Genomic DNA, 21,621 nt, shown 5'->3' with positions numbered 1-21,621 from the left:
GAGGACGGTAGGGATCAGCGGCCGGTGAAGCGGCTTCCGCTGCCGCGGCGCCCGCCACGGCCGCCGTCCCCGCCGTAGCCTCCGCGCCCGCCCTGGCCGCCGTGTCCGCCCTGGCTTCCGTATCCGCCTTGGCCGCCGTGCCCCCCGGCGCGGCCACGACGGTGGCCGCCGCGGGGCTCGGTACGACCGTCGCCGGTCCAGGGACCGCGAGGCCGCTCACCCTGGTCGGACGGCCTGCGCCGGCCGTCCCCGTCGCCCGGGCGGTCGGCGCCGCGGTGGCGGTCCCCGCCGTGCCGGCGACGGCCGGGCGTACGGTCGTCCCGCGCGGGCCGCAGCGGCCTGCGCACGTCGGGCTCCCACACCGGGACGGCCTCGCCGCTCGGCCGCCGGGCCCCGGCGATCTCGGCCAGGATCGGGTCGCCCGGCGCCACCCGGTGGCGGGACGGAGTCACGCCCGCCTTGCGGGTCATCGACTCGGTGGCGCGGCGCTCGCTCGGCAGGACCAGCGTCAGCACCACGCCGCGCTCGCCCGCGCGGGCCGTACGGCCGCCCCGGTGCAGGTAGCTCTTGTGGTCGGCCGGCGGGTCCACGTGCAGCACGAGGCTCACGTCGTCCACGTGGATGCCGCGGGCGGCGACGTCGGTGCAGACGAGCACCCCGATGGTGCCCTCGCGGAACCCGTCGAGGATGCGGGTGCGCTGGTTCTGCCGCTTGCCGCCGTGCAGACCGCCCGCGCGGACCCCCAAGCGGGCGAGTTGCTTCACGACGCGGTCCACGCCGTGCTGGGTGCGGACGAACATGATCGTACGGCCGGCCCGGTTGGCGATCTCCGCCGTCACGTCCGCCTTGTCGTCGCGGTGCACCTGGAGCAGGTGGTGCTCCATCGTCTCCACCGAGGAGGTGGCCGGGTCCAGGGAGTGGATCACCGGGTCGGTCAGGAAGCGTTTGACCAGTGTGTCCACGTCACCGTCGAGCGTCGCGGAGAACAGCAGGCGCTGCCCGTCGGCGGGCGTGCGCGCCAGCAGCGCGCTGACCACGGGCAGGAACCCGAGGTCGCACATGTGGTCGGCCTCGTCGAGGACGGTGATCTGGACGTCGTCCAGCGCGCACTCGCCCTGCTCGATGAGGTCGGTGAGGCGGCCGGGCGTGGCGACGACGATGTCGACCCCCCGGCGCAGGTCCTCGATCTGACGGCCCATGGACATGCCGCCGACGACCGTGCGGGTGCGCAGCGACAGCCCGCGGCCGAGCGGTTCGAGGGCGTCGGTCACCTGCAGGGCCAGTTCGCGGGTGGGCACCAGGACGAGGGCCCGGGGCCGGCCGGGGCGCGCCTTCTCCCCCGCGACCCTGGCCAGGGTGGGCAGGCCGAAGGCGAGCGTCTTGCCGGAGCCGGTCTGGCCCCGGCCGAGTACGTCGTACCCGGCGAGGATGTCGGGGATGGCCGCCCGCTGGATCGGGAACGGCGCGGTGATGCCCTGCCGGGCGAGCCCTGTCACGAGCGGTCTGGGCAGCCCCAGCACCGCGAACTCGGCGGGGGTGGTCGTGCCCTCACCGAGGTCAGAGATGGTCACGTAATCGTGCCTTTCGAGAAAAGACGTGCCGGAACACGCGGGCGCGTCACTTCTGCGAAAGGACGAGCCGGGTCGGGTACGGCAGGCGAGCCGTACCGATCGAGCGCCACGGGCCGGAGACTGAAGCGGCCTGCGCCCGCATGATGCGGTGAGCACGCGTCCCGCAGAAGTGGAGACCGCCGGGCGGCGGCTCTCACGGACGCCTTTCACTCACGTCGCACAAGGGAAAGCAAAAAACAACTGTACGGCATTCCCGCGCCGCGCCGGCCGTTCGCGCCGTCGCGGCGCGCCTTGGCGCACAGAGCGCGCCTGGCGCGCGGCACGGCCGCACGCACGGAAACCGGTCGAAAAGCCACGCGTCCCGCCGCGTACGAACGCGGCGGGACGGCGCGGAATGCCCCGGGCGGGAAGCCGGCTCAGACGTTGAAGCCCAGCATCCTGAGCTGGTCGCGGCCCTCGTCGGTGATCTTGTCGGGGCCCCACGGCGGCAGCCAGACCCAGTTGATGACCACGTTGGAGACCAGGTCGGCGAGCGCCGAGTTGGCCTGGTCCTCGATGACGTCGGTCAGCGGGCAGGCGGCGCTGGTCAGCGTCATGTCGATGGTGGCGATCGGGCGCTCGCCCTCGCCGGCCGGGTCGAGGTTGACGCCGTAGACGAGGCCGAGGTCCACCACGTTGATCCCCAGCTCGGGGTCCACGACGTCCTTCAGCGCCTCCAGCACGTCGTCGAGGGCGGTCTCCCCGTCGTACGTGCCGGGGGCGGCGCCGGCCGTCTCCGCGACCGGTCCCGTGGGGGTCTGGGTCGGCTTGCTCACGTCGTCTCCTCACCTCGCGGCGCCCGCGGCGCGGCGCCGTTCTCACCAACGCGCCGAAGGCCGCCGGTCATCCCTGGCTCCTCATCAACGCGTCCTTGTACGCCATCCAGGCCAGCAGCGCGCACTTGACGCGGGCGGGGAACTTCGCCACACCGGCGAACGCCACCGCGTCGCCCAGCACGTCCTCGTCGGGCTCCACCTGGCCCCTGCCCTGCATGAGCCGGGTGAACTCGTCCACCACCGACAGCGACTCGTCCACCGTGGACCCGGTGGCGAGCTCGTGCAGCACGGAGGCGGCGGCCTGGCTGATGGAGCAGCCCTGACCGTCGTAGGACACGTCGAGCACCTTGCCGCCGTCGGCCACCTTCACCCGCAGCGTCACCTCGTCGCCGCAGGTCGGGTTGACGTGGTGCACCTCCGCGTCGTACGGCTCACGCAGGCCCCGCCCCTGGGGATGCTTGTAGTGCTCCAGGATCAGCTCCTGGTACATGGATTCACCGATCATGGCTCAGCCGAACACCTTCTGCACGTGGTGGAGGCCGCGGACCAGTGCGTCGATCTCGGCCGTCGTGTTGTACAGGTAGAAAGACGCCCGCGTGGTCGCCGGAATTCCGAACCTAAGGTGGAGCGGCCGGGCGCAGTGGTGACCTACCCGCACCGCGATCCCGTACACGTCGTCGAGGATCTGCCCCACGTCGTGCGGGTGGATCCCCTCCAGCGTGAACGAGATCGTGCCGCCGCGGGCGATGGGCGTGCGCGGGCCGATGATCCTGAGCCCGGGGACCTCCGGCAGCGCCTCCAGCGCGTACGCGACCAGCTCCTTCTCGTGCGCCTTGATCTGGTCCATGCCCACGGCGGTCAGGTAGTCGGCCGCGGCGCCGAGGCCGATCGCCTCGACGATGGGCGGAGTCCCCGCCTCGAACTTGTGCGGCACCGGCGCGTACGTCGAGCGGTCCATCCAGACCGCCTCGATCATCTCGCCGCCGCCGAGGAAAGGCGGCATGGCGTCGAGCAGCTCGCGGCGGCCCCACAGCACGCCGATGCCGGACGGCCCGACCATCTTGTGGCCGGTGAACGCGACGAAGTCGACGCCCAGCTCGGTCACGTCCACGGGCTGGTGGGGCACCGACTGCGACGCGTCGAGCATCATCAGCGCGCCGACCTCGCGTACGCGGGCCAGGATCGGCGAGACCGAGTTGACCGTGCCGAGGACGTTCGACTGGTGCGCGATCGAGACGATCTTCGTGCGCTCGTTGACCAGCTCCTCCAGGCCCCCGATGTCGAGGCGGCCCTCGTCGGTCACCGGGAACCAGCGCAGCGTCGCGCCGGTCCGCTGCGCGAGCAGTTGCCACGGCACGATGTTGGAGTGGTGCTCCATCTCGGAGATGACGATCTCGTCGCCGGGCCCGATCCGGAACCGCTCGTCCTCGCCGACGGGGTTGCCGAAGGCGTACGCCACGAGGTTGAGGGCCTCGGAGGCGTTCTTGGTGAAGACGATCTCGTCGCGCGACGGGGCCTTAACGAACGCGGCGATCTTGTCGCGCGCCGCCTCGTACGCCTCGGTCGACTCGCTGCCCAGCACGTGCAGCGCCCGGCCGACGTTGCCGTAGTGCCAGGTCAGGTGATCGCGCATGGTCTCGATCACCTGGGTCGGCTTCTGGGAGGAGTTGCCGGAGTCGAGGTAGACCAGCGACCTGCCTCCGGGGAGTTCGCGGCCGAGGACCGGGAAGTCCTTCCTGATCCTCTCCACGTCGAAGCCGGGCGCACTCATCAGGCGGACGCCGCCTTCGCCGTGTCAGCCTTTCGCGCGTCCCGCACGTATGCCTCGTAGCCCTCGTTCTCCAGCTTGTCGGCCAGCTCGGGGCCGCCCTCCTCCACCACGCGCCCGCCGGCGAAGACGTGGACGAAGTCCGGCTTCACGTAGCGCAGGATGCGGGTGTAGTGGGTGATCAGCAGGACGCCGGTGTCACCGGAGGCGCGGAACCGGTTGATGCCCTCGGAGACGACGCGCAGGGCGTCGACGTCGAGGCCGGAGTCGGTCTCGTCCAGCACCGCGATCTTGGGCTTGAGCAGCTCGAGCTGGAGGATCTCGTGGCGCTTCTTCTCGCCGCCGGAGAAGCCCTCGTTGGTGTTGCGCTGGGCGAAGGCCGGGTCGATGGACAGCGCGTCCATGCCCGACTTCAGCTCCTTGGCGAAGTCGCGGAGCTTCGGCGCCTCACCGCGGACCGCGGTGATCGCCGAGCGCAGGAAGTTCGACACGCTGACGCCGGGGACCTCGACCGGGTACTGCATGGCGAGGAACAGGCCGGCGCGGGCGCGCTCGTCCACCGACATCTCCAGCAGGTCCTCGCCGTCGAGCAGCACGGTGCCGGAGGTGACGGTGTACTTGGGGTGCCCGGCGACGGCGTACGCCAGCGTGGACTTGCCCGAGCCGTTCGGGCCCATGATGGCGTGCGTCTCGCCGCTGCGGACCGTCAGGTCGACGCCGCGCAGGATCTCCTTGTCGCCCACGGCGACGTGCAGGTCACGAATCTCAAGGGTGGACACTTGTATTTACTCCTTCGAGAGCGAGACGTACACGTCGTCGCCTTCGATCTTGACTCGGTAGACGTTGACGGGCCTGGTCGCGGGCGGCCCGGTGGGCTTGCCGGTGCGCAGGTCGAAGCAGGAGCCGTGCAGCCAGCACTCCAGCGTGTGGTCGTAGACCTCGCCCTCGCTGAGGCGGACCTCGGCGTGGGAGCACACGTCGTGCAGGGCGAAGACCTCGCCGCCGGTCCGCACCAGCGCGACCGGCGTCTCCCCGACCTCCAGGCCGAGGGCGCCGCCGTCGGGGATGTCGCCGACCTGGCAGACCTTCTCCCAGTGGGCGGTCTCCGCGCTCATCGGGCCAGCTCCGCCTCGACCGCGGACAGGACCCGCTCGCGGATCTCCGGCACCTCGATCTTCTCCAGCAACTGGGCGAAGAAGCCGTGGATGACCAGGCGGCGGGCCTCGTCGAACGGGATGCCGCGGGCCTGCAGGTAGAAGATGTGCTCGTCGTCGAGGCGGCCGGAGGCGGACGCGTGGCCCGCTCCCGCGACCTCGCCGGTGAGGATCTCCAGGTTCGGCACCGAGTCGGCGCGGGCGCCGTCGGTGAGGATGAGGTTGCGGTTCAGCTCGTAGGTGTCGGTGCCCTCGGCCTCGGCCCGGATGATCACGTCGCCGATCCAGACCGCGTGGGCGCCGTCGCCCTGCAGCGCGCCCTTGTAGGTCACGTTGCTGCGGCAGTTCGGCACGCTGTGGTCCACCAGCAGGCGGTGCTCCAGGTGCTGGCCCTCGTCCACGAAGTACAGCCCGGTGAGGTCGGCGTCGCCGCCCGGCGCGGTGTACGACACCGAGGGCGACAGCCGTACGAGGTCGCCGCCGAGGGTGACCACGAACGAGCGGAACGTCGCGTCCTTGCCGAGCCGCGCGTGGTGGTGGGAGACGTGCACGGCGTCGTCGTCCCAGTCCTGCAGGCTGACGACCTTGAGCGTCGCGCCCTCGGCCACGTCGAACTCGACGTTGTCGGCGTAGACGGCGCTGCCACGGTGGTCCAGGACCAGCACGGCCTCGGCCATCGGCTCCACCGACACGAGGATGTGCCCGTACGCGGCGGCGCCCGCCCCGGAGCCCCGCAGCGTGATCACGGTGGGCCGGGAGGCGGCCGTCATCTTCGGCACCGTGACGACGGTGGCCTTCTCGAACGACGAGTACGCCTGCGCGCTGACCCGGTCGGCCGGCGTGTAGGCCCTGCCGAGCCGGGCGTCGTCGCGGCCGACGGTCTCGACGCGCACCTCGGGCGCGGCCTCGACGTCGACCACGACGCCGCCGGTGACGGCGGCGGTGCCGTTGTGCAGCCCCTTCAGCCGCGACAGCGGCGTGAAGCGCCACTCCTCCTCGCGGCCCGTCGGCACCGGGAAGTCGGCCACGTCGTACGACGACTTCTCGTGCAGCGTCGACAGCGGCTTGGTCTCCAGGCCCATCAGCCGACCGCTCCTTCCATCTGCAGCTCGATCAGGCGGTTGAGCTCCAGGGCGTACTCCATGGGCAGCTCGCGGGCGATCGGCTCGACGAAGCCGCGCACGATCATGGCCATCGCCTCGTCCTCGCCGAGGCCGCGGCTCATGAGGTAGAAGAGCTGGTCCTCCGACACCTTGGAGACCGTGGCCTCGTGGCCCATCGACACGTCGTCCTCACGGACGTCCACGTAGGGGTAGGTGTCGGACCGGCTGATCTGGTCGACCAGCAGCGCGTCGCACTTGACGGTCGAGGCCGAGCCGGCCGCGCCCTCCTCGATCTGCACCAGGCCCCGGTAGGACGTGCGGCCGCCGCCGCGCGCCACGGACTTGGAGATGATCGTCGAGGACGTCTTGGGCGCGAGGTGCACCATCTTGGCGCCCGCGTCCTGGTGCTGGCCCTCACCGGCGAAGGCGACCGACAGCGTCTCGCCCTTGGCGTGCTCGCCCATCAGGTAGACGGCCGGGTACTTCATCGTGACCTTGGAGCCGATGTTGCCGTCGATCCACTCCATGGTCGCGCCCTCGTACGCCACGGCGCGCTTGGTGACCAGGTTGTAGACGTTGTTCGACCAGTTCTGGATCGTCGTGTAGCGGCAGCGGGCGCCCTTCTTCACGATGATCTCGACGACCGCCGAGTGCAGCGAGTCGGACGAGTAGATCGGCGCGGTGCAGCCCTCGACGTAGTGGACGTAGGAGTTCTCGTCCACGACGATCAGGGTCCGCTCGAACTGGCCCATGTTCTCGGTGTTGATCCGGAAGTAGGCCTGCAGCGGGATCTCGACGTGCACGTTCGGCGGCACGTAGATGAACGAGCCGCCCGACCACACGGCGGTGTTGAGCGCGGCGAACTTGTTGTCGCCCACCGGGATCACCGTGCCGAAGTACTCCTTGAAGAGCTCCTCGTGCTCGCGCAGGCCGGTGTCGGTGTCGACGAAGATGACGCCCTTCTCCTCGAGGTCCTCACGGATCTTGTGGTAGACGACCTCGGACTCGTACTGGGCGGCGACGCCGGCGATGAGGCGCTGCTTCTCCGCCTCCGGGATGCCGAGCTTGTCGTAGGTGTTCTTGATGTCGGCGGGCAGCTCGTCCCAGGACGCGGCCTGCTTCTCCGTCGAGCGGACGAAGTACTTGATGTTGTCGAAGTCGATGCCCGTGAGGTCGGAGCCCCAGGTCGGCAGCGGCTTCTTCTCGAACAGCCGAAGGCCCTTGAGGCGCAGGTCGAGCATCCACTCCGGCTCGTTCTTGAGCGCGGAGATGTCGCGGACGACCTCTTCGGACAGCCCACGACGGGCCGTGGCTCCGGCCACGTCCGTGTCGGCCCAGCCGAACTTGTAATTCCCGAGGCCTTCCAGCTCCGGGCGGTCGGTGACAGTCACCTTCCGGACTCCTTGCTCGTCGATGTGCTCGATAGATGTGCGGCCGATAGATCGGCGGTCGGTAGATCGGGACGCGCGTGCCGTGCGGCGAGCGCGTGTGAACTCACGTGGGTGGTGCAGACCCCGTCGCCGTTGGCGATCGTGGCCAGCCGCTGCACCGGCGTGCCCAGCAGCCGGGCGAAGGCCTCGGTCTCCGCCTCGCACAGCTGGGGGAACTGCGCCGCGACGTGCGCGACCGGGCAGTGGTGCTGGCACAGTTGCTCGCCGCCCTTGCCCGTCGCGGACGCCGAGGCCGCGTAGCCCTCCGCGGACAGCGCCTCGGCCAGCACGCGGACCCGCTGCTCGGCGGGGACCTCGCGCATCAGCGCCTCAAGCCGGCCGACCAGCCCGGACACCTGCGCCCGAGCGAACTCCGACACCGCCTCGCCGCCCAGGCGCTCGGCCAGGAAGCGCAGCGCGCTGCCGGCCAGGTCGTCGTAGGCGTGGACGAAGGCGCTGCGGCCGGCGTCGGTGATCGCGAACATCTTCGCCGGTCTGCCGCGCCCTCGCTGGCCGCGCGGGCGGGCCGTACGGGGCTCTATCATGCCCTCGGCCAGCAGCGCGTCGAGATGGCGGCGCACCGCGGCCGGGGTCAGCCCGAGTCGCTCGCCGAGCGCCGCCGCGGTGACCGGGCCGTGTTCCAGGATGAGCCGCGCCACCCTGGCCCGGGTGCCGCGCTCGGCACTGATGTCCATGTGCACAGGGGTTGCCGGAACAGGCCGTGTCACCACGGCCTTCTCGGCGCTCTGCTTCCCCTGCACGTTTTTCACAACATCAGTGTGCCGTAATTCCTTCCCCGGCGACAAACCCAAGGCGAGGTCGGCGGAGATGCAATTTCTCACGCAGGTAAGCCTTACCTAACCTGCGATGACGCGACTTTTCCACATCCTTTACCTCTCAGGGCTGGAATGGCGGCACTCGCCGACGAGAGCGCGCCTCCCGCTCCCTAGACTCGATGCCGTCGACGACTGACCAGGGCGGCCGCATCCGGCCGGCTCCGGCGGTCGGTCCTGTGAGGGGAGGCCGGTGGGAGTGCCGGGGGTTGACAGCACGTTCGAGAGCACGCTCGGCAGCGCGGGCGACGGCGCGCCGGCGGTCGAGATCGACGGGCTGGTCAAGCGCTACGGAAGCACCACGGCCGTCGACGGGCTGAGCCTCACCTGCGCGCGGGGCGCCGTCACGGCGATCCTCGGGCCGAACGGCGCGGGCAAGACCTCCACGATCGAGATCTGCGAGGGCTTCCGCCGGCCGGACGGCGGGACCGTGCGCGTGCTCGGCCTGGACCCCGCCGACCCCGCTCTCAGGCCGCGCCTGGGGATCATGCCGCAGACCGGAGGGGTGCCTCCCGCCGCCCGCGCGGGCGAGTGGCTGCGGGTGGTCTCCCGGTTCTACGCCCACCCGCTCGACCCCGACGCCCTGCTCGGCCTGCTCGGCCTGGCCGACCACAGGCGCACGCCGTACCGGCGGCTGTCGGGCGGCCAGCAGCAGCGCCTGTCGCTCGCGGCGGCGGTGATCGGGCGGCCGGAACTGGTCTTCCTGGACGAGCCGACCGCCGGGCTCGACCCGCAGGCGCGGCACGCCTGCTGGGACCTGGTCGCCGCGCTGCGCGCCGCCGGGGTGTCGGTGGTGCTGACGACCCATCAGATGGACGAGGCCGAGAAGCTCTCCGACCACGTGGTGGTCATCGACCACGGCCGGGTGGTGGCCGAGGGCACGCCCGCGTCGCTGACCGGCGCCGAGCGTCAGCTCAGGTTCCGCGCGCGCCCGGGACTCGACCTGGAGGAACTGCTGGCCGCGCTGCCGCCGGGCAGCGCCGCCAAGGAGTCGCCCTCGGGGCACTACATCATCGAGGGGCAGGTCGGCCCGCAGCTGCTCGCCACCGTCACCGCCTGGTGCGCCACCGAGGGCGTCACCACCGAGGACCTGCGCATCGAGCGGCGCACGCTGGAGGACGTCTTCCTCGAACTGACCGGCAGGGAGCTGCGGTGAGCACGATCGCCACGCTGGACCTCACGCCGCGGCCGGGGGCCGCGCCGCTGCACCGGATGGTCCTCGCCCAGGCGGGCGCGGAGATCCGGGCCATGCTGCGCAACGGCGAGCAGCTCCTGCTCACGATGATCATCCCGATCCTGCTGCTCGTCGGGTTCTCCACGGCCCCGCTGGTGGACGTCGGCGGCGGCGCGCGCGTCGACTTCGTCGCCCCCGGCATCCTCGCGCTCGCGGTCATGTCCACCGCGTTCACCGGGCAGGCGATCGCGACCGGCTTCGAGCGCAGGTACGGCGTGCTCAAGCGCCTGGGCGCGACCCCGCTGTCGCGGGCCGGGCTGCTGCTGGCCAAGACCGTCGCGGTCGTCGCCGTGGAGGCGCTGCAGGTCGTGGTGATCGTCGCGGTGGCGCTGGCGCTCGGCTGGTCGCCCCACGGCGACCCGCTGTGGGCCCTGCCGCTCCTGCTGCTGGGCACGGCGGCCTTCAGCGGCCTCGGCCTGCTCATGGCGGGCACGCTGCGGGCGGAGGCCACGCTGGCCGGGGCCAACCTCGTGTACCTGGTGCTGCTCGGGCTCGGCGGCGTGCTGTTCCCGCTGGACCGGGTCCCTGCCGGGGTGCAGCACGTGCTCGGGCTGCTGCCGATCAGCGCGCTCACCTCGGGCCTGCGGACCGTCCTGAGCGACGGCGGCGGCTTCCCCGGCGGCCCGCTGCTCGTGCTGCTGTGCTGGACGGTCGCCGCGCTCGCCCTGGCCGCCCGCACGTTCCGCTGGGAATGACACCGGGCCCCCGGAAATGAGCGGGCCGCCTGCGGTGATACCGGGGGCCTCACCTGCGGCCTGACGGCCGGCGCATATGATTGCGGCGTTTGTTCGTGATCTATGCCATTTTGTGGGGTTGCCGGCATGACCGCTGAATCCCTTCCGGGAGCCGAGCCGTATCGCATGAGGCCGTCGCCCGGCCGGGTGCTGCGGGCCGCCTCGGACGCGATACCGCCGTCGGGGCTGGTGCTGCTGGGCATCCTGTCGGTCCAGGTGGGCGCCGGACTGGCCAAGAACCTGTTCACGCAGCTGCCCCCTTCGGCCGTGGTCTTCCTGCGCATCGCCACCGGCGCCCTCATGCTGCTGGCCATCGCCCGGCCCAAGGTGCGCGGGCTGTCGCGGCGCGACCTCGCCGTCGGCGTCGCGTTCGGGCTCAGCCTCGGCCTGATGAACCTGTCGTTCTACGAGGCCCTCGCCCGGCTGCCGATCGGGATCGCGGTGGCCATCGAGTTCATCGGGCCGCTCACCCTGGCCGTGTTGTCCTCCCGCCGCCGGCTCGACCTGCTGTGGGTGGGTCTGGCCGCCGCGGGCGTGATCCTGCTCGCCCCCTGGGGAGGGGCGGGGACCGTGAGCTGGGCCGGCATCGGGTTCGCGGCGCTGGCGGGGGCGTGCTGGGCCGCCTACATCGTGTTCTCCGCGGCGACGGGCGCCCGCTTCCCCGGCGCGAGCGGGCTGTCGTTCGCCATGATCGTGTCCACGGTCGTCATCGCGCCCATCGGGGTCACCGCGGGCGGGAGCGGCCTGCTGCGGCCCGAGGTCCTGCTGATCGGTGCGGGGGTCGGCCTGCTCTCCTCGGTCATCCCCTACTCGCTGGAACTCGAGGCGCTGCGCCGGATGCCCAAGCGGGTCTTCGGCATCCTGATGAGCCTGGAGCCCGCCGCCGCCGCGCTCGTCGGCCTGTTCGTCCTGCACGAGGTGCTCCAGGTCCGCGAGTGGGCGGCGATCGGCTGCGTGGTCGTGGCCTCCATCGGCGCCACCCGCGTCGGCGACGGCTGAGCCGTACCGGTCAGGCCGGGGGCGGGTGCGCCGACCAGATCGCGCGCGCGTGCTGGAGATGGTGGTTCATCAGGCTCTCGGCCGCTGCGGCGTCGCCGCGTACGAGAGCGTCGAGAAGGTCGAGGTGCTCGCGCGCCGAGGCCGCCATCATCCGCGCACTGGACAGCCCGTGCAGCCCGTGCAGCCCGCGCAGCCCGTAGAGCCGGCACCGGGCGCGCAGGTCCCTGACCGTCTCGACCAGCCGGGCGTTGCCCGACAGGGCCAGCAGCGCGAGGTGGAACCGCTGGTCGGCGGCCACGTAGGCGAGCAGATCGCCCCTTCCCGCGGCCGAGACGATCTCCTCGGCGATCGGGCGCAGCCCCTCGGCCTCCGCGACCAGGGACTGTCCGGCGAGCCGGGCCACCGTGGGCACCTCGATCAGCCGCCTGATCTCGATGATCTCGTCGAGGTCGCGCTCGGACACCTCCGCGACCCGGAAGCCCTTGTTGCGCAGGGCCTCGAACAGGCCCTCCTTGGCGAGGTCGAGCATCGCCTCCCGCACCGGTGTGGCCGAGACCCCGAACCTGGCCGCCAGCGCGGGGGCCGAGTAGACGACGCCGGGCCGCATCTCCCCGGCCACCAGCGCGTCGCGCAGCGCCTGCGCCACCTGCTCGCGCAGGTTCTGCCGCGCTCCGGCGCCCGGCGCGCGGTGGTCGTCGCGCTCGCGGCCCGCCGGGCCGTCCCACGCCCCGCCCATCGACCGGCCACCGCCCTCCTCGGTCCCGTACGGCCGATCGTACCGGCCTGTGCCGGGGGAAACGATCAGCGTGTGCCCGCCCGGGCATCGCCGGACGGCACGTGGGCCGGGGAAGGGACCACCCGCGGGGCCGCCTACGATGAAATCCGTGAATCCCACGACTGACCGGATCCGCGGCACGCTGCTCGCCTTCTACCGCTCGTTCATGTTCCCGACGAGCGAGTCCATGCGGCGGTGGGCGCTGGCGGCGATCGTGGTCAACGTCGGCATCACGGTCACCGGCGCCGCCGTCCGCGTCACCGGCTCCGGCCTCGGCTGCCCGACCTGGCCGCGCTGCACGCCGGACAGCTTCGTGCCGGCGAGGATCGACACGCACGCGCCGGTCAACATGGCGATCGAGTTCGGCAACCGGCTGCTGTCGTTCCTCGTGCTCGCGGTCGCGGTCGCGTCCGTGATCGCTGCGTGGCAGTTGTCCCGGGGCGAGCGCGGCCGCCCGGTCCTGCTGCGGCTCGCGCTGCTGCAGCCGGTCGGCGTCGTCGTCCAGGCCCTGTGGGGCGGGCTCGTGGTCCACACGATGCTCAATCCGGTGACCGTCAGCGTGCACTTCCTGCTGTCCATCGGCATGACCGCCGCGGCCGTCGTGCTGTTCGCCCGGGCGGGCGAGGGTGATGCCCCTGCGCAACGGCTGGTCCACAGGGACATCCGCACGCTCGGATACGTGCTGGCCGCGGCCGCCTTCGCGCTGCTGCTGGCCGGGGTGGTGGTGACCGGCACCGGACCGCACTCGGGAGACGAGGCCGCCTCCCGCTTCGGCTTCGACATCCAGAGCGTGGTGCGGCTGCACACCGACATCGCCTACGTCGTCGTCGGGCTGACGTTCGCCCTGCTGTTCGCCCTGCACGTCACCGACTCCCCCGGGCGCGTACGGCGCGCCGCGCTCGTGCTGCTCGGGGTGGAGCTGTCCCAGGGTGTGATCGGGTACGTGCAGTACTTCCTCGCCGTCCCCGCGGCGCTGGTGCTCCTGCACGTGCTCGGAGCGACGCTCGTGTGGGTCTGCGCGCTGCGCGTCGTGTTCCTGATGCGGACCCGGGGCCCCGCCCCCGCCCCCGCTCCCGAGCAGCCGGAGCTCCACCACGCGGGGGTCTGACCAGTGCGCGCCCTGCGCCCCTGGACCTGGTCCCGTACGGCCCTGCGCCGGGGCTTCCAGGGGCTGGTCGCCCTGAGCGTGCTGCCGCTGGTGCCGATGACCTGGGCCTGGCTGACGAGCGCCGCCCACCGGGTGACGGCCGAGCCGGGCAAGCGCTGGACCGCCGAGGTGCCCGCGATGCCGGCCGCGCTCGTGCTGGGCGCCGGTGTCCAGGGCGACAATCCGTCCGCCATGCTGAGGGCCCGGCTCGACATCGCGGCCGAGCTGTACCGCACGGGCAGGGTGCGGGCCCTGCTGCTGTCCGGCGACAACAGCCGCAGGGACTACGACGAGCCCTCGGTCATGCGCGGCTATCTCGTCTCCCGCGGCGTGCCGGCGGAAAGGATCGTGCTCGACTACGCCGGGTTCGACACATGGGACTCCTGCGTACGGGCCAAGACGATCTTCGGCGCGTCCCGTCTCGTCGTCGTGACCCAGGTGTTCCATCTTCCCCGGGCCGTCGCGCTGTGCCGCGCGGCCGGGCTGGACGCCTTCGGCGTCGGCGACGACTCCAGCCGCGACTGGCCGATTGAGACGGTGGCCTACGCCGTCAGGGAGTTCCCCGCCTCGGCCAAGGGCATGCTGGACGGCCTGGTCCTGCACTCCTCGCCGCGCTTCCTCGGCCGTCGCGAGACCGCGCTCGACCGCGCGGTGGCCCGCTGACTCTCGCCTCCCGGGCGTCCGGAGAGGACGGCACGACGGGCGGCACGGCCGGACTTTCATCGGGCGGCACAACGGGCGGCGCGGCGAAACTTTCATCGGGCGGCACGCCCTGAGCTGGGCGGACAGGGCGGTCGGAGGCGCGTCCGCTGGCCGGTGACGGCGCGGCGCGTTAGGGTCCGGGCCATGTGGGAGCGCTCCCACCATCCCCAGAGGGAGGTGAGGCCACACCCACAGTGGCTATCGCACCGCGGGTACGAGGCGGATCCTCCTCCGCCCACCCATCGCGCAACGCCCGGGGAGCCGCCGTGACGGCGTCCCCGGGCGTCACCCGCGGAGTCCGGTGCCGGGCCGCACCCGGCGAGATCGGGTCCCGCCCGGCCGCCCGGCACCGCCGGGATCCGCTCAGCCGCAGCTGATGTCGCTGATCGTCGGCGTGGCCGACCCGCTGCCGAGGAACCCGGCCGTGGCCGAGGCCCCCGGGGCCAGCGAGGAGTTCCACTCCGGCGCGTGGATCATGGCGAACGGCCCGCTCTGCATCGACGTCCCGTTCCACGCCTGGGTGATCGTCGCACCGTTCGACATCTGCCACTGGACGTACCAGCCGTTGAGCGGGCCGGTGCCGGTGTTCTTGATCGTGACCTCGCCCTGGAAGCCGCCCTGCCAGGTGTTGGTCAGCTTCACCGTGGCCGTGCAGGCCGGGTTCCCGGCCGTCGGGGAGGCCGAGGGGCTCGGCGACGGGCTCCTGGTGGGCGAGGCGCTCGGTGACGGGCTCGGCGAGGGGCTGGGCGTGGCGTTGTCATTGACGAAGTTCACGTCCGAGCAGCCGTAGAAGGTCTCCTGGCTGTCCGACCGGTACCAGACCGCGTAGATGATGTGCCGGCCGCTCTTGTTGGGCAGCCTGCCGGAGAAGCGGTAGGCGCCGTTGCTGACCGCGGGCTCGGGGTCGACTGTGAGGAACGGCTGCTCCTCCATGTCGGCCCACGTCAGCGGCTTGGTCGGGTCGTAGCCGTCCTTGGTGACGTAGAGCTTGAAGCCGCCGGGGTGCGGCACCCACGCGCCGTAGACGAAGTCGTACGTGCTGTTGGCCTTCAGCGTGGTGGTCGGCCAGTCGGCCCTGGGCGCGTCGTAGGCGGCGTACTTGCTGAAACCACCGCTGCACAGCTGGCCGTCGGGGATGAAGCCCCGGGTGCGGCCGCCCCCGTCGGAGCGGAGCACGCCGTACCAGTCGTAGAGGGGCTGGGTGCCGCCGGCCGCCACGGCGTCCTTGCAGGCGGGGTTCTTCGGGATGATCTGGCCGCCGGTGAGGCCGTCGGTGTAGCACGCGTACGTACGGCTCGCGGGGGCCTGCAGGGCGCCGTGCGCCTCGGCCGCCGTCTGCGTCAGGACCGCGACGAGGCCGGCGAGCACGGCCGCCACCGCGGCGAGGACGGCGAGCTTTCGCCCGGATCTCAGGGACAGCGATCTCGGACGCGGGGATTGCATTGCGCTTCCCGTGGTGGGGGTTCCCATGGTGGGGGTTCTCCTCATGGTGGGCGGGCACGCCTTCCGGGGAAGGGCGCGCCGTCGAGGCTGTCGTACGAGAAGAACGCATGCGGCATCGCCGCACGCCCTCCTGGAGCCCACCCATCAAGTGGCCACCGCGCACAGTGATTGAAACACGCACCGGCCGTCCGGGCCAAGCGGCCCGGCCGGACGATCCCGGGCCGCCGTCCCGCCGGCGACCGTGCCGAGGATCCGTCAGGTCGGCCGAGGCCGCCGGGGGACGCCGCCGGCGCTCCGGGCCACCTCCGCGCGGATCGCGGCGCCGTCGGCGTCGAGCACCGGCGGGGCGGCGTGCTCACGGCGGGTGGTCTCGATCTCGCCGTCCGGGCCGGGGGTGAAGAAGCGCAGCGGAGGGGCCGGGCAGTCGCAGCCGGCCGAGGGTGTCGTGCTCCACGTCGACGAGCAACCCCTGCGACAGGGTCTGCCCCCACGTGTAGACCTCGTCGATCGTGCGCACCCTGCCGGCCGGGATGCCGGCCGCGGCCAGCCGGGCCAGCAGTTCCTCGGCGGGATGGTGCGCGAAAGCGTCCTCGAGCAACTCGATCACCCGTTGCCGGTCGCCCACGCGCTCCGCATTGGTCGCCATGCCCGGCGTCTCGGGGTCCAGGCCGAACTCGGCGCAGAGCCGGCGCCACAGCGACTCGCTGCCGCACGACAACTGCACCGATCCGCCCTTGCAGCGGAACAGCCCGTACGGCGCGATCGACGGGTGATGGTTGCCCTGCGCCCGGCCGACCTGGCCGGCGACCGTCCAGGCCGTCCCCTGGAAGGCGTGCACGCCGACGATCGCCGCGAGCAGCGAGGTGCGCACCACCTGGCCACGGCCGGTGCGTTCCTTCTCCACCAGCGCGGCCAGCACGCCGTAGGCGCCGTACATGCCGGCCAGCAGGTCCGCGATCGGGACGCCGACGCGCTGGGGATCGTCCGGATCGGACCCGGTCAGGGACATCAGCCCGGCCTCGCCCTGGGCGATCTGGTCGTAGCCCGCCCGGCCGCCCTCCGGCCCGTCGTGCCCGAAACCGCTGATCGACAACACGACCAGCCGCGGGTTCAGCACCGCCAGGACGTCGGTGCCGAACCCGAGCCGGGCCAACGTGCCGGGCCGGAAGTTCTCCATGAGCACGTCGGCCCGCCGCAGCAGTGTCGTCAGCACCTCGCGGTCGGCGTCGTCCTTCAGGTCGAGGGCGATCGACTCCTTGTTCCGGTTGGCCGACAGGAAGTACGTCGACTCACGGCCGCCGGTCTCCGGCTGGGCGAAAGGCGGCCCCCAGCCCCTGGTGTCGTCCCCGCTCCCGGGGTTTTCCACCTTGATGAGCCGAGCAGCGCGACGGCGGCGTCGACGTCCTTGCGATCGGCGATGCCGGTGTAGGTGTGCAGCAGGTTGGCGATGTGATGCCGGGCCTCGGCGCCCGGCTGCCGGTCGTGGCTCACCGCGCCCGCCGCTCCTGCCACTGCCGGACCCAGGCGCGGCCGTAGTCGTTGCCGTGCGGGGTGCGCAGCACGGTGTGGACGTGGAACGGCTTGGGGGTGTCGTAGTCGAGGAAGACGCCGCAGTGGTGGTCGAGCTCGGCGATGACCACCGGGGACTGCAACCGGAAGTAGAAGACGTCGCCCGGCTCGTGACCGCCGATCCAGCAGAACCAGGTGTCGTCGAGGTGCTCGGCGATCTCCCGCATCCGGGCGGCGCGCGGGCCCCGCGGGAGCGGCTTCACGAAGGACTCGGCGATCGCCAGGGCGTGCCGCCGGGCCTCGGCGGGCATGTCCGCGACCCGGACACCCTCGACCGGGATCACCCGGTTGTCCTGGAACGCCCCGGCCAGGTGCCGCTCGTCGCCCGGGTGCACCCGGCCCTCCGGCATGGCGGGGTCGTCCATGCGCTCGTAGACGACGGCCCGCCGCCGTTGCTCGCCGGGCAAGGCGGCCATCAGCCGCAGGCCGAGGTCCACCCGGTCGGCGAACAGGCCGCGCAGCCCGGCGCGCGGGCCCGCGTCGATCTCGTCGGGCTCGGCGCCGAGGAACACCGGCGACAGCGCCATGCGGCCCTCGGCGACCAGGCAGTTGAGGGCGCAGTGGTGGCCGTAGAGCTGCCAGCCCCACGGGGCCCGCGGGTCCGGGGTGCCGTAGAGGGCGATGTTGTAGCTGAACTCGTTGAGGATGCTCTCCAGTCCGACGACCTCTCCGAGGAAGCCGTTGATCAGCATCATCCCGTGCGCGAGTTCGTAACCCTCCGGCGAGAGCGAGGCGCGCATCAGGGCCAGCGCCTTCTCGCGCACGAGCTGCGGCTGCAGGTCCAGCCGCAGCCCGGTGTCGAACTGCATGAACTCCGGATTGGCCCAGGTCTGCCACTCCACGGCGTCGACCGGGAAACAGATCCGCTCGCGCCCCTCGTCGTCCAGGACGGCGAGCAGATCGTTCGCGGCGGCCACCATCGCCGCGACCGGCGCCTCCTCCCCCGGCTCGGCGGGCGTCAGCGGGTAGAGGCCCTCCCGGAGGGCGCCGTCCTCGGTGATGCCGCGGAAGTCGTTCTTGTACAGCGGCGTCCAGCCCTCGATCAGGCCACCGGTGAACGTGCCCGGCTTCTTGGCGAACTCGCCGTAGGCGTAGGGGTCCAGGCCCCGCACCTCAGCCAGCCTCGGGTGGTCGTACGGAAACAGGTGCTGGCGAAACTCACCGGGCATGACGGGCCCTTTCGGCGCTCAGTGGTCGGTCTCAGGTGGTGGCGTTGTGCCGGGCGACGGCGGCGCGGACGGCGGCCTCGTCGCCGTCGGCGATCGCCTCGACCAGGTCGGCGTGGACCTGGTAGCGGCCGGCCCGGTAGTGGGCGGCGGCCGCGTCGTCGTCGGCCAGCCGGGAGGACGCGGTGCCCAGATGGCCGAGGGTGCCGATGTAGACGGCCCGCGCCATCGCGTTCGGGCTGATCGCGGCGATCCGTTCGTGCAGCGCCCAGTTGACGCGCATGAAGCCGTCCCAGTCCGGCGTGGCGCGCATCTGCTCCAGCAGACGGCGGAGGTCGGCGACGTCCCGGCCGGTCCGATGCCTGGCGGCGCCGACGTCGATGAGCTCCTCGAGATGGTCACGCAGCTCGATGGCGTCGGCGACAGTCCCCGGCTCCTCCGCGACGCTCAGCAGGGTGTGCCGCAGCCGGACCACCGGCCCGCGGTCGGCGACGAACAGGCCCCCGCCGCGTCCGGGCCGGATCTCCAGCACACCCCGGTCGCGCAGCAGCCGTACGGCCTCGCTGACCGTCGCGTAGGCGAGACCGGTCTCCGCGCGCAGCGACTCCAGCGTCCCGACCGGGGCCCCGGGCGCCAGCCCGCGCGAGCGGATGCGGTCGTCCAGGGCGGCGGCCAACTGCTCGGCACGGGTGCGGGCACCCCGCCCGACCCCGGTCAGCGGGTCGTCCGGGACTTGTCCCGGAAGGTCTGTCTGCGGCATAGTCCTTAAACCTACGAACCTTTTGAAGGATTCGCAAGATTGTGGACTGGAGGAGACGGCCGATGAGGATCGTGGGGATCCGCCGGAACGGCGGCCCGGTGGAGGTGGCGTCGCTGTCGCCCGACGGCGCCGAGGTCACGGTGCTGGCCTCGCTCGAGCGGTTCTGGGCCGACGCGAAGGGATTCGTCTCCCGGGAGCCCGCCGGCGAATCCGTCCCGGCCCGGGAGGTCGCCTTCGTGCCGCCGGTGCTGCCGGAGGCCCGCGTGATCTGCATCGGGCTGAACTACCTGAAGCACGTCGCCGAGGGCTCCTTCGCCGGCGAGGGCGTCCCGCCGCACCCGACGCTGTTCGCCCGCTGGACGCGGTCGCTGACCGTCGACGGCGCTCCGGTGCCGGTGCCGTCCGACGAGGAGGGCCTGGACTGGGAGGGCGAGGTCGTCGCGTACGTCGGCGCGCCGCTGGTGGACGCCGGCCCGGACGAGGCGCTGGCCGCCGTCGTCGGCTACTCGGCCTTCAACGACATCACCGCGCGCAGGGCCCAGAAGCTGACCAGCCAGTGGATCCTCGGCAAGAACGGCGACAACTCGGGGCCCCTCGGTCCCATGGTGCCCGCGGCCGAGGTCGGCGACCTGCGCGACGGCCTGCGGGTGCGCACCCGGGTCAACGGCGAGGTCGTGCAGGACGGGCGCACCGACGAGATGGTCTACACCGTCGGCGACACCCTCGCTCTCATCTCGCGCACGTTCACGCTGCGCCCGGGAGACCTGCTCGCCACCGGCACCCCTTCCGGGGTCGGCTACGCCCGCACTCCCCCGTGGCTCCTGCACCCCGGCGACGTCGTCGAGGTCGAGGTCGAGCGCGTCGGCACGGTGCGCAACCCGATCGTCGGCAACGACGCCCGGGTCCGCGGCGCATGACCCGGCTGGGCGCCCGCGCGCTGATCGACGCCACGGTCGACCCCGGCAGCTTCCGCTCCTGGGACGAGCCGATCGACCGCACCGGGTACGACGCCGGCTACCTCGCCGCGATCGAGCGGGCGGAGACGAAGGCCGGAACCGACGAGGCCGTGCTCACGGGCCGGGCGCTGATCCGCGGGCACGCGGCCGCGCTCGTCGTCAGCGAGTTCGGCTTCCTCGGCGGCTCCATCGGAGTGGCCACGGCGGCGCGCATCGTCGCCGCCGTCCGGCGGGCCACCCGAGAACGACTGCCGCTGATCGCCGCTCCGGCCTCGGGCGGCACGCGCATGCAGGAGGGAACGCCGGCGTTCGTCCGGATGGTCGAGATCAGCCGGGCGGTCGTCGCGCACAAGGCGGCCGGCCTGCCCTACCTCGTCTACCTGCGCCATCCCACGACGGGCGGCGTGTTCGCCTCCTGGGCATCGCTCGGGCACGTCGCGGTCGCCGAGCCCGGCGCGCTCATCGGCTTCCTCGGCCCCCTCGTCTACCGGACCCTGCGCGGACAGCCGTTTCCCGACGGCGTCCAGGTGGCCGAGAACCTCGTCGCCAAGGGAATCCTCGACGCCGTCGTCCCCACGGGGGAACTGGCCGAGGTGGCCGCCCGCGCGCTCGCCCTCCTTTCCGGAACACGCCGTCTTTCCGGAACACGCCGTCCAGCCGCCGGGACGCCGCCCCGGGAGGCGCAGTTCGAGACGGCGCAGGCCGAGACGGGGCAGGCGGGCACCGGGGGTGACGCCTGGTCCTCGATCACCCTCACCCGCCGGCCCGACCGGCCCGGCGTACGGGAACTGCTCCGTCATGCCGCCGACGACGTCCTGCCGCTGAACGGCACCCAGTCCGGGGAGACCGACGACGCGCTCCTGCTGGCGCTCACCTCTTTCTCCGGCACTCCCTGTGTCCTCGTCGGGCAGGACCGGCGTACCCAGTCCCAGCACCGTCCCCTGGGTCCCGCCGCATTGCGCGGCGCCCGCCGCGGCATGCGCCTCGCCCAGGAACTGGGCCTGCCGTTGATCTGCGTCATCGACACCCCTGGAGCGGACCTGTCCGCCGCCGCGGAGGAGGGCGCGCTGGCCGGCGAGATCGCCCGCTGCCTGGCGGAGATGGTGGAGCTCACCGTCCCCACCGTCTCGGTGCTGCTCGGCGAGGGCAGCGGCGGCGGCGCGCTGGCCCTGCTGCCGTCCCGCCGGGTGATCGCGGCCGGCAACGCGTGGCTGTCCCCTCTACCTCCGGAGGGCGCCAGCGCGATCCTGCACGGCGGTCCCGAGTTCGCGGCGCAGGTGGCCCGACGGCAGCGGGTGCGCGCGGTCGACCTGCTCGCCGACGGCACCGTGCACGCCGTCGTGCCCGAGCCGGTGCCGGCGCACCGGGATCCTGCCGGGTTCGCCCGCCGCGTCGCCGACGAGTGCCTCCGCCAGATCGAGAGCCAGCGCCGTACCCCGGCGTGAGGAGACGCCCCGAGGAC

Annotated in this window: 21 protein-coding genes; 7 read left to right on the top strand and 14 right to left on the bottom strand. The window is 72.4% G+C overall.

Translation table 11 applies throughout. The features are described 5' to 3' along the window. Positions 1–14 precede the first annotated feature (14 nt). The 9 genes from Msi02_RS31450 to Msi02_RS31410 form a co-directional block, all read right to left on the bottom strand. Positions 15–1,571, bottom strand: coding sequence for a DEAD/DEAH box helicase (locus Msi02_RS31450; protein WP_204051556.1), 1,557 nt, complete (start codon positions 1,569–1,571; stop codon positions 15–17). Positions 1,572–1,987: 416 nt separating this feature from the next. Next, entirely contained in the window at positions 1,988–2,386 is a 399-nt protein-coding gene (locus Msi02_RS31445) for a metal-sulfur cluster assembly factor (protein ID WP_079318723.1), read from the bottom strand. Between the two features lie 67 nt (positions 2,387–2,453). Continuing rightward, a complete protein-coding gene (sufU, locus tag Msi02_RS31440) occupies positions 2,454–2,891 on the bottom strand; it encodes a Fe-S cluster assembly sulfur transfer protein SufU (RefSeq protein ID WP_204051555.1) in 438 nt (145 codons plus the stop codon). 3 nt (positions 2,892–2,894) lie between these two features. After that, on the bottom strand, positions 2,895–4,157 hold the full coding sequence (locus Msi02_RS31435) for a cysteine desulfurase (protein ID WP_139573120.1): 1,263 nt from the start codon (positions 4,155–4,157) through the stop codon (positions 2,895–2,897). Next, positions 4,157–4,933, bottom strand: a complete 777-nt coding sequence (gene sufC / locus Msi02_RS31430; protein WP_204051554.1) for a Fe-S cluster assembly ATPase SufC — start codon at positions 4,931–4,933, stop codon at positions 4,157–4,159. Before sufC ends, Msi02_RS31435 begins: the two co-directional genes overlap by 1 nt. Positions 4,934–4,939: 6 nt before the next feature. After that, positions 4,940–5,269 (bottom strand): non-heme iron oxygenase ferredoxin subunit, encoded by a 330-nt coding sequence (locus Msi02_RS31425; protein ID WP_204051553.1) that lies wholly within the window; start codon positions 5,267–5,269, stop codon positions 4,940–4,942. Then, positions 5,266–6,390, bottom strand: coding sequence for a Fe-S cluster assembly protein SufD (gene sufD, locus Msi02_RS31420; protein WP_204051552.1), 1,125 nt, complete (start codon positions 6,388–6,390; stop codon positions 5,266–5,268). Before sufD ends, Msi02_RS31425 begins: the two co-directional genes overlap by 4 nt. Next, a complete protein-coding gene (sufB, locus tag Msi02_RS31415) occupies positions 6,390–7,826 on the bottom strand; it encodes a Fe-S cluster assembly protein SufB (RefSeq protein WP_275414193.1) in 1,437 nt (478 codons plus the stop codon). The genes sufD and sufB overlap by 1 nt, the downstream gene beginning before the upstream one ends. Then, complete coding sequence (locus Msi02_RS31410; protein WP_079318787.1) at positions 7,799–8,536, bottom strand: helix-turn-helix transcriptional regulator; 738 nt, start codon at positions 8,534–8,536, stop codon at positions 7,799–7,801. Before Msi02_RS31410 ends, sufB begins: the two co-directional genes overlap by 28 nt. 337 nt (positions 8,537–8,873) lie before the next feature. Between Msi02_RS31410 and Msi02_RS31405 the strand changes: the two genes are divergently transcribed. The 3 genes from Msi02_RS31405 (at position 8,874) to Msi02_RS31395 (ending at position 11,641) form a co-directional block, all read left to right on the top strand. Then, entirely contained in the window at positions 8,874–9,830 is a 957-nt protein-coding gene (locus Msi02_RS31405) for an ABC transporter ATP-binding protein (protein ID WP_204051551.1), read from the top strand. Positions 9,831–9,886: 56 nt separating this feature from the next. Beyond that, a complete protein-coding gene (locus Msi02_RS31400; RefSeq protein WP_204051579.1) occupies positions 9,887–10,603 on the top strand; it encodes an ABC transporter permease in 717 nt (238 codons plus the stop codon). A gap of 126 nt (positions 10,604–10,729) precedes the next feature. After that, on the top strand, positions 10,730–11,641 hold the full coding sequence (locus tag Msi02_RS31395) for an EamA family transporter (protein ID WP_204051550.1): 912 nt from the start codon (positions 10,730–10,732) through the stop codon (positions 11,639–11,641). A gap of 10 nt (positions 11,642–11,651) precedes the next feature. Here Msi02_RS31395 and Msi02_RS31390 read toward each other — a convergent pair whose 3' ends face one another. Beyond that, complete coding sequence (locus Msi02_RS31390) at positions 11,652–12,377, bottom strand: GntR family transcriptional regulator (protein ID WP_204051549.1); 726 nt, start codon at positions 12,375–12,377, stop codon at positions 11,652–11,654. A 139-nt stretch (positions 12,378–12,516) separates the two neighbouring features. On the opposite strand from Msi02_RS31390, the gene Msi02_RS31385 reads away from it, so the two are divergent. Next, a complete protein-coding gene (locus tag Msi02_RS31385; protein WP_204051548.1) occupies positions 12,517–13,524 on the top strand; it encodes a COX15/CtaA family protein in 1,008 nt (335 codons plus the stop codon). A gap of 3 nt (positions 13,525–13,527) precedes the next feature. Further along, complete coding sequence (locus Msi02_RS31380; RefSeq protein WP_239108862.1) at positions 13,528–14,226, top strand: SanA/YdcF family protein; 699 nt, start codon at positions 13,528–13,530, stop codon at positions 14,224–14,226. 402 nt (positions 14,227–14,628) lie between these two features. Here Msi02_RS31380 and Msi02_RS31375 read toward each other — a convergent pair whose 3' ends face one another. From Msi02_RS31375 to Msi02_RS31360, 4 genes are all read right to left on the bottom strand, one after another. Beyond that, positions 14,629–15,708, bottom strand: a complete 1,080-nt coding sequence (locus Msi02_RS31375; protein WP_239108861.1) for a lytic polysaccharide monooxygenase auxiliary activity family 9 protein — start codon at positions 15,706–15,708, stop codon at positions 14,629–14,631. 355 nt (positions 15,709–16,063) lie between these two features. After that, a complete protein-coding gene (locus tag Msi02_RS31370; protein WP_308441842.1) occupies positions 16,064–17,074 on the bottom strand; it encodes a CaiB/BaiF CoA transferase family protein in 1,011 nt (336 codons plus the stop codon). A 121-nt stretch (positions 17,075–17,195) separates the two neighbouring features. Continuing rightward, complete coding sequence (locus Msi02_RS31365) at positions 17,196–18,446, bottom strand: DUF3500 domain-containing protein (protein WP_204051547.1); 1,251 nt, start codon at positions 18,444–18,446, stop codon at positions 17,196–17,198. A 31-nt stretch (positions 18,447–18,477) separates the two neighbouring features. Then, positions 18,478–19,203: a FadR/GntR family transcriptional regulator gene (locus tag Msi02_RS31360; RefSeq protein ID WP_204051546.1), complete on the bottom strand. Its 726-nt coding sequence runs from the start codon at positions 19,201–19,203 to the stop codon at positions 18,478–18,480. A gap of 62 nt (positions 19,204–19,265) precedes the next feature. On the opposite strand from Msi02_RS31360, the gene Msi02_RS31355 reads away from it, so the two are divergent. Both Msi02_RS31355 and Msi02_RS31350 read left to right on the top strand, forming a co-directional pair. Next, positions 19,266–20,120 (top strand): fumarylacetoacetate hydrolase family protein, encoded by an 855-nt coding sequence (locus tag Msi02_RS31355; RefSeq protein WP_204051545.1) that lies wholly within the window; start codon positions 19,266–19,268, stop codon positions 20,118–20,120. Continuing rightward, a complete protein-coding gene (locus Msi02_RS31350) occupies positions 20,117–21,604 on the top strand; it encodes a carboxyl transferase domain-containing protein (protein ID WP_204051544.1) in 1,488 nt (495 codons plus the stop codon). The genes Msi02_RS31355 and Msi02_RS31350 overlap by 4 nt, the downstream gene beginning before the upstream one ends. Positions 21,605–21,621: the final 17 nt, after the last annotated feature.

This window comes from Microbispora siamensis (genome assembly GCF_016863095.1).
GTDB classification, from domain to species: Bacteria; Actinomycetota; Actinomycetes; order Streptosporangiales; family Streptosporangiaceae; genus Microbispora; species Microbispora siamensis.
Note: the sequence above shows the minus strand (reverse complement) of the source record. Positions and strands in the feature narration are given on the sequence as shown.